Origin of the sequence: Clostridium sp. 1001283B150225_161107_B6, from assembly GCF_015556325.1 — a bacterium.
In the GTDB taxonomy this organism is placed as follows: domain Bacteria; phylum Bacillota; class Clostridia; order Lachnospirales; family Lachnospiraceae; genus Enterocloster.
The window spans coordinates 114,362-125,843 of sequence record NZ_JADNMD010000019.1; the positions used below are offsets into that span (position 1 = coordinate 114,362).

Here is an 11,482-nt window from a genome sequence, read left to right on the forward strand (position 1 = left end):
ATGGCATTTAATGACGCACAAAAAATGGCAATCCGGCACAGGGAAGGTCCCATGCTGGTTTTGGCAGGACCCGGTTCCGGCAAGACGACAGTCATCACCAACCGGGTCCGTTATCTTACGGAAAAAGCAGGCGTGGACCCCTCCCATATTCTGGTAATCACATTTACCAGGGCAGCTGCCAGGGAGATGAAGGAACGCTATGAGCAGATTACACAGGCAGGATGCAGCCGGGTTTCCTTTGGAACCTTCCATTCTGTCTTTTTTCTGATTCTGAAGCTGGCTTACCGGTACAAGGCCACAGACATAGTAAGGGAAGAGAAACGCATCCAGTTCATGAAGGAGATGCTGTCTGCATACGATTTGGAAGTGGAGGATGAGGGGGAATTTATTTCCTCTGTGCTCAGTGAAATCAGCATGGTAAAGGGCGAGCTCATGGACATGGACCACTATTATGCAAAGAACTGCTCCGAGGACATGTTCAAACAGCTTTACCAGGGCTATGAAGCCCGGCTGAGACGGAACCGGCTTCTGGATTTTGACGACATGCTGGTGATGTGTTATGAGCTCTTTAAGGAAAGAAAAGATATCCTGGCTGCATGGCAGGACAAGTACAGGTACATATTAATTGATGAGTTCCAGGACATTAACAGGATTCAGTATGAAATTGTAAAGATGCTGGCCCTGCCCGGGAACAATCTTTTTATCGTGGGGGACGACGACCAGTCCATTTACCGGTTCCGCGGGGCAAAGCCTGAGCTGATGCTGGGGTTTGAGCGGGATTATCCCGACGCAAGGAAAATCCTTCTGGATACCAATTACCGCTGCAGCCGCCAGATTGTGGAGGCTGCGGGCCGGGTCATTTCCCGCAACAGGACCCGTTTCCCCAAGGAAATCAAGGCAGCCAGGGGGAACAACCATCCTGTTATCATAAAGGAATGGCCGGAACCAATGGACGAGACGCTGGGAATTGTCACGGAGCTGCGGGATTACGCTGATATGGGCGTATCCTACAACGACATGGCGGTGCTCTACCGGACCAACATGGGGCCCCGGCTGCTGATATCCAAGCTCATGGAGTATAACATACCCTTTTGCATGAGGGATGCAGTGCCTAATCTGTATGAGCACTGGATATCCGGAAATGTAATTTCCTATATCAGGGCTGCAATGGGGGATTTGAGCCGTTCCAATGTGCTTCAAATCATCAACCGTCCCAAGCGCTATGTCAGCCGGGACGCCCTGGACAGCCAGCAGGTAAACTGGGAATCGGTAAAATCCTTTTACCAGGACAAGAACTGGATGATGGACCGGATTGAACAGCTGGAATATGATTTGCTGATGTTAAGGAACATGGCCCCGGCCGCTGCCGTCAACTATATCCGCAAGGCAGTGGAGTACGATGCGTATATCCGGGAATACGCCCAGTCCAGAAGGATGAAGCCGGAGGAACTGTTTGAGACACTGGACCAGCTGCAGGAAAGCGCTGCCGGCTTTAAGACCTATGAAGACTGGTTTATCCATATGGAGGAGTATAAGGAACAGCTTAAAAAACAGGCGGGTGACAGGAACGCAGAGCGTCAGGGCGTCAGTCTCATGACCATGCACAGCGCCAAGGGGCTGGAATTCAGGGTGGTTTATATTCTGGACGCCAACGAGGGAATCACGCCTCACCATAAGGCGGTCCTGGACCCTGATGTGGAGGAAGAGCGCAGGATGTTCTATGTGGCCATGACAAGGGCAAAAGAAAGGCTCCACATTTATCATGTGAAGGAACGGTACCGCAGGAAACAGGCAAAATCAAGGTTTGCAGAGGAGGCAGAGGGATGAAAAAGAGAGGTTTGGTCCAGATATACTGCGGAGATGGAAAGGGGAAGACCACGGCAGCCGCGGGCGCGGCTGTGCGGGCAGCCGGACGGGGATACCGGGTACTGGTGTCCAGGTTTTTAAAGACAGATGATTCCGGCGAGGTAAATGGTCTGGCCCATGTCCCGGGGATTACAGTGCTGCCGTGCGGCCGGAATTTCGGCTTTTCCTGGAACATGACCCAGGCCCAGCGGGAGGCCGCTGCCCTGTATTATGACCAATGCTTTCAGAGGGCCTGGAACAAGGCCCTGGGGCAAGACGGGGAAGAACCCTATGATATGCTGGTGCTGGATGAGGTCATAGGGGCCTGCAATCTGGGATTTGTGGACCAGGCCGGACTCATAAAGGCTCTTAAAGAAAGACCGTCTGCCCTGGAGGTCATCCTTACGGGACGGGAACCGTCAGAGGCCCTTCAGGGCCAGGCGGACTATATCACGGAAATGGTTATGAGACGCCATCCCTATGAGAGGGGAATCGGGGCCAGGGAAGGAATTGAATATTAGAGAATATGTTCTTGCATTTTCAGGTTGAGTCTGATAGAGTGTAAGAGAACAGAAACAAGCTTAAATTTATGGAAGCAAGAGAGGAATCAGGATATGGCAGACGAGAAAAATCTGAATGAAGAAGAGCAGGAGATGACAGTTACCCTTACTCTGGATGATGATACAGAAGTGGAGTGCGTGGTGCTGACCATCTTTAATGCAGGAGAGCACGAATACATTGCCCTTTTACCAATGGAAGGCGCTGATTCGGAGGAAGGCGAGGTATACCTGTACCGTTACAGCGAGACCGAAGACGAAACTCCTAACCTGGATAACATTGAGGACGACGACGAGTACGAAATCGTGGCCGAAGCATTTGACGAATTGCTGGATGCCCAGGAATACGACGAGCTGGTGGACGAGGAAGAGGAAGAATAATCCGAATAATCATGACGCAGAGGTATGGCTCCGGGAAAATCCCGGGGCCTTTTTCGCATTTGTCTTTGGCGTTGCTGTCTGTTTCTGCGCTGTTTCTGCTGCTGTCTGCATGGTTATCCCACCAGTTGTGAAACTTGTGTGAAATGATGGAAATGTTCCTTGATTTTTGTTAAAATAATTTCTATAAAAGATTGAAAAAAAGCCAGATTATATATAAGGAGGCAGTACCATGGATACACTTAAGATATTAGTTGTGGACGACGAGGCCAGGATGCGCAAGCTGGTAAAGGATTTCCTCACCAATAAAGGTTTTGCAGTCATAGAGGCGGGAGACGGCGAGGAAGCGGTGGATGTGTTTTTTGCGCAGAAGGACATTGCACTTGTGCTTCTGGATGTGATGATGCCGAAGATGGATGGCTGGGAGGTGCTGAGGACCATCCGCAAGTACTCACAGGTGCCGGTCATCATGCTGACGGCCAGGAGTGAGGAACGGGATGAGCTCCAGGGCTTTTCCCTGGGCGTGGACGAGTATATATCCAAGCCCTTCAGCCCAAAGATTCTGGTGGCCCGGGTGGAGGCCATCCTGCGCAGGACCAATGTGGTTTCCACGGACAGCATGAACGTGGGAGGCATCTGCATTGATAAGGCGGCCCACCAGGTGACAATTGACGGGCAGGAGATTGACCTGAGCTTTAAGGAATTTGAGCTTCTCACCTATTTTGTGGAAAATCAGGGAATCGCCCTTTCCAGGGAGAAGATTCTGAACAATGTGTGGAATTATGATTATTTCGGTGATGCCCGCACCATAGACACCCATGTGAAGAAGCTGCGCAGCAAAATGGGGGAAAAGGGAGAATATATTAAAACCATATGGGGTATGGGCTACAAATTTGAGGTGAGCGAAGGATGAAGCATTCCATCAGGGTAAAATTTACCATGATATTCATCGGTCTGATGGCGGCGGTGCTGGTCAGCATGTGGGCAGTAAACAGCTTTTTTCTGGAGGGCTTTTATACCAGGCAGAAGCTGCAGCTTTTGGAAAATGCCTATGAAAACCTGAATGCCATAGCCATGGACAAGGAGGACCAGGGAGAGAATATCACGGAAGAATTACAGAGCCTGTTCTCAAACGACGGGGAGCAGACAGAAGCCAGCCGTCTTTTACGGATAATGAATGATAAATACAATACAACTATCGTGATTCAGGACAGCATCACCGGGGAGCTGATTCCTCTGGCAAAGGACGGCAAATTTCTGGCTGATGCCCTCCACCGCTATATATTAGGAATCATTGACCCCAGAACAGAGACGCTGATATCCCAGGACGACCATCAGGTGCAGAAAATATATGACAGGCGCTCCCAGGGCTATTATCTCCAGAGCTGGGGCTTCTTTGACGATAACAGGACCATGTTCATCATGTCCATGCCTCTGGCCAGCATCCATGACAGCGTGAGTATTTCCAATGAATTCCTGGCTTACGTGGGACTGGCTGCACTGGTGCTGGGAAGCGCCCTTATGTACTATGCAACCAAGAAGGTGGTGTCGCCCATCCGCTCCCTGGCAGCGCTGTCGGCCAGAATGTCGGAACTGGACTTTGAGGCGCGCTACACCGGGGATTTTGAGGATGAGATTGGAGTGCTGGGCCACAGCATGAACACATTGTCGGAAAAGCTTAAGGATACCATCGGAGAGCTTAAGACAGCCAACAACGAGCTGCAAAAGGACATTGAGGAAAAGATAAAAATTGATGAGACCCGCAAGGAGTTTATCGCTAATGTGTCCCATGAGCTCAAGACACCCATTGCCCTGATACAAGGATATGCGGAGGGGCTGACCGAGGGAATGGCAGAGGATGAGGACAGCCGGAATTACTACTGTGAGGTCATTATGGACGAGGCCGGAAAGATGAATAAGATGGTGAAGCAGCTCCTGACCCTGACAGCCCTGGAATTCGGCAATGACATGCCTGTGATGGAACGGTTTGATATCGCCGCCCTGATTCGCGGCATTTTATCATCCGCCAGTATCCTGCTCCAGCAAAAGGAGGCCCGGGTGGTGTTTGAACAGGAGGAGCCTGTATGGGTGTGGGCGGATGAGTTCAAGATAGAGGAGGTCATCACCAACTACCTGAACAATGCCATGAATCATCTGGAGGGGGAACGCCGGATTGCAATCCGCATATACAGGGAAGGGGACGAAGTACGCGTCACGGTGTTTAACACAGGACAGCATATACCGGAGGAGGACCTGGATAACCTCTGGACTAAATTTTATAAGGTGGATAAGGCAAGGACCAGGGAATACGGAGGCAGCGGCATCGGACTTTCCATTGTCAGGGCCATCATGGATTCCCACAACAAATCCTGCGGGGTTGAAAATGTTGACGGGGGGGTGGAGTTCTGGTTTACCGTGGACAGCGGCCTGTAAAAATGGTTGAAAATACAGTATTTTACAGTTGTTTTTGATAATATGGAAATGTGCATAAATTTGTACCGCCGCCAAAATTGGATTTTATAACTATTGACAAAATATGAGCATATGCTACAATTAAAAAGTAACTGTTGTCCCCTTGTAAAAAAATATTTTGGAGGTTAGTATGAAAAAAGTTATTAGCGTTTTGCTTGCAGCTGCCATGGTTACCGGGCTTGCCGGCTGCGGAAGCACAAGCACAAACACCACAACTCAGGCACCTGCATCGCAGGCATCTGAGGCACCGGCTTCTGACGCCAAGGCTCCCGAAGAGGAGAAAACCGAAGCGCCGGCAGCAGAAGGCGAGGACGCCAGCGATTTCCATATCGGTATCGTAACCGGTTCTGTATCCCAGTCCGAGGATGACAGACGTGGCGCCGAGGCTTTTCAGGCCATGTATGGCGAGGATATGGTCAAGCTGGCCATTTATCCGGACAACTTCACGGAAGAGTTAGAGACTACCATTCAGACAATTGTCAATCTCTCAGACGACCCTAAGATGAAGGCAATCATCATGAACCAGTCCGTTCCCGGCACAACCGAGGCTTTCCGTAAGATTAAAGAGACACGCCCTGACATTCTCTGTATTGCCGGCGAGGGCCATGAGGACCTTCCTGAGATTGGAAGCGCGGCTGACCTGGTCTGCAACAACGATTTCGTTGCCCGCGGCTACCTGATTATCCGCACTGCTCATGAACTGGGCTGCGATACATTTGTACACATCTCCTTCCCTCGTCACATGGCTTATGAGACCATGAGCCGCCGTGTGGCTGTCATGAAGGAAGCCTGCAAGGAATTCGGTATGGAATTTGTCCTTGAGACAGCTCCGGACCCAACCTCCGACGTAGGTGTTGCCGGCGCTCAGGCTTACATACTTGAGAAGGTTCCGGAGTGGGTTGAGAAGTACGGCAAGAATGCTGCTTACTTCTGTACAAATGATGCGCATACCGAGCCGCTGTTAAAGCAGCTGATGGAATACGGCGGATACTTCATCGAGGCAGACCTTCCTTCCCCGCTTATGGGTTATCCCGGAGCACTGGGTATTGATTTGACTGCTGAGGCTGGTGATTTTGATAAGATTCTTGCCAAGGTTGAGTCCACTATCGTTGAAAAGGGCGGTGCCGACCACTTTGGAACATGGGCTTATTCTTACGGATATACCACATCCGCAGGTCTTGCACAGCATGCCCTGAACGTTCTTAACGGCGAGAGCGAGCTGGATGACATCGATGATATTGCAAAGGCATACCAGGTATTCTCTCCTAAGGCTGAGTGGAATGGTTCCAATTACACCAATGTGGAAACCGGCGTTAAGTTAGACAATGTGTTCCTGGTATATCAGGATACCTATATCATGGGCGACCCAGGACATTTCATGGGCTCCACTAAGATTGAGGTTCCAGAGAAATACTTCACCATCAAGTAAGACACTTACTAATAAAAATAAGTATGGAGAACAGTGGGGAGGGATTTACTCTCCCCCTGTTGTGTTAGGTGGGCATAATATGATGAATAACAACACTCCCTTATTGGAGATGCGCAATATCAAGAAGGATTTTTTTGGTAATCAGGTCTTGACTGATATTAACTTTAAACTGAATGCCGGCGAGGTACTGGGTCTTGTCGGTGAAAATGGTGCCGGTAAAAGTACATTGATGAAACTTCTTTTTGGTATGGATGTGATTAGAGAAACCGGCGGATATGGCGGAGACGTCCTGATTAATGGCGAGAAGGTCAGCTTCTCAACACCCTTTGATGCGCTGGAGGCCGGTATCGGTATGGTGCATCAGGAATTTTCATTAATACCCGGATTCACGGCAACAGATAATATACTGCTTAACCGTGAACCAAAGAAAAAGAATATTATCTCGGAAATTTTTGGTGACAGGTTAGATACCCTTGATTATAAGGAGATGACCAAACGTTCTGAGCAGGCTATTGATAAGATGGGCGTTAAGATTGACGCCAAAATGGTTATCAGCGATATGCCCGTGGGTCATAAGCAGTTTACGGAGATTGCGAGGGAACTCAGTAAGGATAATCTGAAACTGTTGATACTGGATGAGCCAACTGCTGTCTTGACTGAAAAGGAGGCAGAGGCACTGCTGGATTCAATCCGCGGCATGGCTGCCAAAGGCATTGCCGTGATTTTCATCACTCACAGGCTGCATGAGATTCTGACCGTCTGCAATAAGGTCGTCATCATGCGCGACGGCTACGTTGTAAAGGACGTGCCCGCAAAAGAGACGGATGTCGCTGACATTACAAAGTGGATGGTGGGCAGAAACATACAGACCACAGCCAGGGCGGATGTCAGGATTAACCCGGACGCAAAAAATATCATGTCAATCCGCAATCTCTGGGTGGATATGTCAGGTGAGACTGTGCGCAATGTGAATCTTGATATCAAGGAAGGAGAGATTCTTGGTATAGGCGGACTGGCCGGACAGGGTAAGCTGGGGATTCCAAACGGTATCATGGGCCTTTGCGAAGCAGGCGGTAAAGTGGAATTTGACGGCAAGCCCATTCCGCTTAATAACCCCAGGAGATGTCTGGACGCCTCCCTGGCCTTTGTTTCTGAGGACAGAAGGGATGTAGGACTCCTTCTTGATGAAACCCTTGAGTGGAACATTGCGTTTTCAGCCATGCAGATTCATGACAAGTTCCTTAAGAAATATCTTGGGGGGCTGATAACATGGAGAGATGAAAAAGCAATCCACGAAGTGACCCAGAAATACATAGATGAGCTTATGATAAAATGCACCAGCTCCAAGCAAAAGGCAAAGGAGCTCTCCGGTGGCAACCAGCAGAAAGTGTGTCTGGCAAAGGCCTTTGCGCTTGAACCTAAATTCCTGTTTGTATCTGAACCAACGAGAGGCATAGATGTGGGTGCGAAATCATTGGTATTGGATGCCCTTAAGAAGTTCAACAAAGAGCATGGGGTTACGGTTGTCATGATTTCCTCCGAGCTGGAGGAACTGAGGACCACGTGTGACCGTATTGCCATTGTTTCAGGCGGTAAGATTGCTGGAATCCTGCCGGCGACCGAATCATCAGAAGCATTCGGTATGCTCATGGTCAGCCAGGTTAAATAAGGGGGGAGACAGCATGGGAAAAATAGAAGATAGTACAATAGATCCTGGGAAGAAGACGAAAATCAGGGAAATGATTGATGACTTCGGCCTGCCAAGGCTGATTATTGCCGGATTCCTTCTGGCGCTCTTTATTTTGGCGCCTATCGTCGGAGCAGACCTTCCTACACAGATAACCAACACGATTAACCGTTTCAGCTGGAATGCGGTCCTGGTATTGGCAATGGTGCCAATGGTGCATTCAGGCTGCGGACTGAACTTTGGACTTCCGTTAGGCATTATTTCCGGCCTTCTGGGTGCAACACTGTCCATCCAGTTTGGCTTTACCGGCCCTATGAGTTTTTTCATGGCCATTCTTATAGCCACGCCTTTTGCGCTGCTGTTTGGCGGCGGTTATGGCTGGCTGCTCAACAAAATCAAAGGCGGCGAGATGATGATTGCCACTTATGTGGGATTTTCATCTGTTTCCTTCATGTGCATGATGTGGCTTTTGCTGCCCTACAGCAGTCCGACCATGGTTTGGGGACTGTCAGGCAAGGGTCTTCGTACAACCATCTCCCTGGAGGGTTTTTACGATAAGGCATTGGCTAATTTCCTTCAGATTAATATCGGTCATATATCCATACCTACGGGCAGCCTACTGTTTTTTGCCTTTCTTGCCTTCCTTATGTGGGCGTTCCTCCACACAAAGACCGGTACTGCCATGACAGCGGTGGGTTCCAATCCCAACTTTGCCAGGGCATCCGGTATCAACATCGACAGGACAAGAATGCTCTCCGTCATCATGTCTACCTGGCTTGCCGCGGTGGGCATCCTGATGTATGAACAGGGCTTCGGCTTTATCCAGCTTTACATGGCGCCGTTCTATATGGCGCTTCCTGCAGTGTCTGCAATCCTGATTGGCGGCGCTTCAGTCAACAAGGCATCCATTACCAACGTAATCATAGGCACATTCCTGTTCCAGGGTATTGTTACCATGACCCCAACAGTAATGAATTCCATGATTCATATGGATATGAGCGAGGTTATCCGTATCGTTGTTTCCAACGGTATGATTCTCTATGCTTTGACCAGGAAGACGGAGGGAACAAAATGAGTAAAAAACAGAAAAATAACGGCAGTAATAGCATTCTCGAATTAATTCGGAACAACTCTGTGCCGCTGATGTTTATCATTATCTGCGCCGTCTGCATTCCGATATCCGGCTTTTCGCCAGGGTATCTGCTCAACGAGATTGTCACAAGAATGGGCAGAAATGCGTTCCTGATTCTGAGCCTCCTGATTCCCATCATGGCGGGCATGGGTCTTAACTTTGGTATGACACTGGGCGCCATGGCAGGGGAAATCGGTCTTATCTTTGTGGCTGACTGGCAGATATGGGGTATTCCCGGCATCATTCTGGCCATGATTATCTCCATACCGATTTCCATCCTGCTGGGCCTTTTCTGCGGAAAGATGCTCAACATGGCCAAAGGCAGGGAGATGGTTACCAGTTATATTATCAGCTTTTTCATGAATGGTCTGTATCAGCTTGTGGTGCTGTATATGATGGGTTCCATCATCCCAATCATCCATTCATCCATCAAGCTGCCCAGGGGCTATGGCGTCCGTAACACGGTCAGCCTCCTGCACATGAGACAGTATCTGGACAATCTGCTGGCTATCCACATTGGAGGCGTCAAGATTCCGGTATTGACTTTTATCATCATTGCCCTGCTGTGTCTGTTCATCGTATGGTTCCGCAAGACAAAGCTGGGCCAGGACATGCGTGCAGTGGGCCAGGATATGGATGTGGCCGGTGATGCCGGTATAAAGGTGGAACGGACCCGTATCATCGCTATCATCATGTCAACTGTTTTCGCCGGACTGGGCATGGTCATCTATCTGCAGAACATGGGCAATATCTCTACTTATAGTTCACATACGCAGATTGGTATGTTCTGTATCGCAGCCCTGCTGGTGGGCGGGGCATCCGTTGACAGGGCCTCCATCGGTAATGTATTCCTTGGAGTCATCCTGTTCCATCTGATGTTCATAGTAGCGCCAAAGGCAGGCGCGACGATTACAGGTGATTCCATGATTGGTGAGTACTTCCGTGTATTCATCTCCTATGGTGTAATCACAGTTGCTCTTATCATGTATGAGACAAAAAAACGAAGAGCCAAGGGCAAGGCTGGTCAGATGCTTCAGCTTGCACAGAGTGAGGAGGGGGAGAATTGAAAGTAAATCGTACCATTCTATTCAGAATAGGAGCAATCCTACTCCTGCTCATCATCGCAGGTATTATGATGGTTATTGGCCGCGGCCATACCGTGTATATGGATAATAAGTCCATTGAATATAACGGCCAGACCTATACCACACCATATAAGGTGGTTGTGTATGTGGACGGTGAACAGGTTGCAAAACTCCGTGATAAGGAGAGAGGCATGGCAACCTGTATTGGACAGAACTTCAAAATGACACTGGAGATTACCCAGGAAAAAGGCGGCAGTGAGGAAACCGTTGATGTGACAGTGACTCTGCCCCATCATATGGACGGCATTGCCATTAATCTGCCGGCATATCTGGCCGGGCTTCCTGAGGAAGTGTATATGTCCGAGTTCCAGGTTGCGCCGGAAGTGGTTGAAGATGAGAGCGAAGCTCCGTCGGATGAAATTCCGGTTGACGGAATTCCTGCTGACGGGATACCATCCGATATCTAAAACAGGGTTCCAGGTGCTGTAGGACATGGGGCGGCGGCTTTGCCGCCGCTCCGTTGGATTATATGGCTCTGACGGATACTTTACGGCTCAAAATTGAACCAATAGAAACAACAAGGGAAGCAAAGTGAAAAAAATGTAAAAACCTGTTGACATTTGTCGAAGCATCTGGTAAGATATCTCTTGCGCTGCGGTGAGTACCAAAGGCGCAAGAGAGTAAGAAAAAAGAAAATAAAAAAAGTTGTTGACAAACACTTGCAACTGTGATAAGATATAAAAGTTGCTGCTGAACAAGCCGACAACAAAGAACCTTGATAATTGAAGATTAGACAGTATGTAAAACCCTGAAAATTCTAAAAACAAAAGGTCTGGTTTAGACCTTTGGATTTGAGAAAATTCAGAACAAAACCAAGTAATGAAGGTTAAAGATAAC

At 49.1% G+C, this 11,482-nt stretch carries 11 protein-coding genes; 10 read left to right on the plus strand and 1 reads right to left on the minus strand.

The window, feature by feature from the left end; genetic code table 11:
• From I2H39_RS27990 to I2H39_RS28035, 10 genes are all read left to right on the plus strand, one after another.
• A complete protein-coding gene (locus tag I2H39_RS27990; RefSeq protein WP_195628045.1) occupies positions 1 to 1,827 on the plus strand; it encodes an ATP-dependent helicase in 1,827 nt (608 codons plus the stop codon).
• Positions 1,824 to 2,366: a cob(I)yrinic acid a,c-diamide adenosyltransferase gene (locus tag I2H39_RS27995; protein ID WP_195628046.1), complete on the plus strand. Its 543-nt coding sequence runs from the start codon at positions 1,824 to 1,826 to the stop codon at positions 2,364 to 2,366. The genes I2H39_RS27990 and I2H39_RS27995 overlap by 4 nt, the downstream gene beginning before the upstream one ends.
• Positions 2,367 to 2,459: 93 nt before the next feature.
• A complete protein-coding gene (locus I2H39_RS28000; protein ID WP_195628047.1) occupies positions 2,460 to 2,783 on the plus strand; it encodes a DUF1292 domain-containing protein in 324 nt (107 codons plus the stop codon).
• Between the two features lie 229 nt (positions 2,784 to 3,012).
• Complete coding sequence (locus I2H39_RS28005; protein WP_138310110.1) at positions 3,013 to 3,693, plus strand: response regulator transcription factor; 681 nt, start codon at positions 3,013 to 3,015, stop codon at positions 3,691 to 3,693.
• The gene (locus I2H39_RS28010; RefSeq protein ID WP_138310111.1) at positions 3,690 to 5,213 is read left to right on the plus strand and encodes a HAMP domain-containing sensor histidine kinase; all 1,524 of its coding nucleotides are present in this window, start codon (positions 3,690 to 3,692) and stop codon (positions 5,211 to 5,213) included. The genes I2H39_RS28005 and I2H39_RS28010 overlap by 4 nt, the downstream gene beginning before the upstream one ends.
• Before the next feature lie 169 nt (positions 5,214 to 5,382).
• Positions 5,383 to 6,681 carry a DUF3798 domain-containing protein gene (locus tag I2H39_RS28015; RefSeq protein WP_138310112.1) on the plus strand — a complete coding sequence of 433 codons (1,299 nt, stop codon included), beginning with the start codon at positions 5,383 to 5,385 and terminating at the stop codon, positions 6,679 to 6,681.
• 79 nt (positions 6,682 to 6,760) lie between these two features.
• Positions 6,761 to 8,350 (plus strand): sugar ABC transporter ATP-binding protein, encoded by a 1,590-nt coding sequence (locus I2H39_RS28020; protein ID WP_138310113.1) that lies wholly within the window; start codon positions 6,761 to 6,763, stop codon positions 8,348 to 8,350.
• A 13-nt stretch (positions 8,351 to 8,363) separates the two neighbouring features.
• Entirely contained in the window at positions 8,364 to 9,443 is a 1,080-nt protein-coding gene (locus I2H39_RS28025) for an ABC transporter permease (protein WP_138310114.1), read from the plus strand.
• Positions 9,440 to 10,567, plus strand: a complete 1,128-nt coding sequence (locus I2H39_RS28030; protein ID WP_138310115.1) for an ABC transporter permease — start codon at positions 9,440 to 9,442, stop codon at positions 10,565 to 10,567. Before I2H39_RS28025 ends, I2H39_RS28030 begins: the two co-directional genes overlap by 4 nt.
• Positions 10,564 to 11,052 (plus strand): DUF6672 family protein, encoded by a 489-nt coding sequence (locus tag I2H39_RS28035; protein ID WP_138310116.1) that lies wholly within the window; start codon positions 10,564 to 10,566, stop codon positions 11,050 to 11,052. The genes I2H39_RS28030 and I2H39_RS28035 overlap by 4 nt, the downstream gene beginning before the upstream one ends.
• Positions 11,053 to 11,139: 87 nt before the next feature.
• On the opposite strand, the gene I2H39_RS28965 is transcribed toward I2H39_RS28035, so the two are convergent.
• Positions 11,140 to 11,482 (minus strand): hypothetical protein (locus I2H39_RS28965; protein WP_207747014.1); only part of this gene is annotated, 343 nt, incomplete at its 5' end.

Excerpts from the sequence above, each read along its gene's own strand:
- I2H39_RS27990 (WP_195628045.1), top strand. The coding sequence starts at position 1 with ATGGCATTTAATGACGCACAAAAAATGGCAATCCGGCACAGGGAAGGT.
- I2H39_RS27995 (WP_195628046.1), top strand. The coding sequence starts at position 1,824 with ATGAAAAAGAGAGGTTTGGTCCAGATATACTGCGGAGATGGAAAGGGG.
- I2H39_RS28000 (WP_195628047.1), top strand. The coding sequence starts at position 2,460 with ATGGCAGACGAGAAAAATCTGAATGAAGAAGAGCAGGAGATGACAGTT.
- I2H39_RS28005 (WP_138310110.1), top strand. The coding sequence starts at position 3,013 with ATGGATACACTTAAGATATTAGTTGTGGACGACGAGGCCAGGATGCGC.
- I2H39_RS28010 (WP_138310111.1), top strand. The coding sequence starts at position 3,690 with ATGAAGCATTCCATCAGGGTAAAATTTACCATGATATTCATCGGTCTG.
- I2H39_RS28015 (WP_138310112.1), top strand. The coding sequence starts at position 5,383 with ATGAAAAAAGTTATTAGCGTTTTGCTTGCAGCTGCCATGGTTACCGGG.
- I2H39_RS28020 (WP_138310113.1), top strand. The coding sequence starts at position 6,761 with ATGATGAATAACAACACTCCCTTATTGGAGATGCGCAATATCAAGAAG.
- I2H39_RS28025 (WP_138310114.1), top strand. The coding sequence starts at position 8,364 with ATGGGAAAAATAGAAGATAGTACAATAGATCCTGGGAAGAAGACGAAA.
- I2H39_RS28030 (WP_138310115.1), top strand. The coding sequence starts at position 9,440 with ATGAGTAAAAAACAGAAAAATAACGGCAGTAATAGCATTCTCGAATTA.